The organism is Streptococcus suis, assembly GCF_002964575.1.
GTDB lineage: Bacteria > Bacillota > Bacilli > Lactobacillales > Streptococcaceae > Streptococcus > Streptococcus suis_R.
This window is the reverse complement of record NZ_POQQ01000085.1, coordinates 1-338: the sequence shown is the minus strand read 5'-3', so window position 1 is coordinate 338 and position 338 is coordinate 1. Positions and strand designations below refer to the sequence as shown.

The window sequence follows — 338 nt, the reverse complement described above, 5'->3', positions numbered from 1 at the left end:
AGGATTAGCTCATAAAAAGATAGGCTAAGCAAACAGTAAGTTTTATTGCTAGATGAAACTTGCTGTTTTTTATCGTTTTACGGTGTGAGATTAGGAATACTTCGCAATTTAAAGAATGGATTTTTAGGAGGAAATAGGTAACATATTAGGTCATTTCTACCTTTGTCTGGGGCTGGAAATATGGTATAATGAGAAGATAGATTTCCATTAGGAGGAAAGTAAGAATGAAGATTTCTGAAGCTGAAGTCCGTCACGTTGCCAAGCTGTCTAAGCTGGAATTTTCGGACCAGGAAACAGCGGAATTTGCGACAAGTTTGAGCAAGATTGTCGATATGGTT

At 37.3% G+C, this 338-nt stretch carries 1 protein-coding gene; it reads left to right on the top strand.

The features are described 5' to 3' along the window. Positions 1-224 precede the first annotated feature (224 nt). On the top strand, positions 225-338 hold a 114-nt coding region (locus C1E58_RS10850; protein ID WP_161951315.1), incomplete at its 3' end, for an Asp-tRNA(Asn)/Glu-tRNA(Gln) amidotransferase subunit GatC.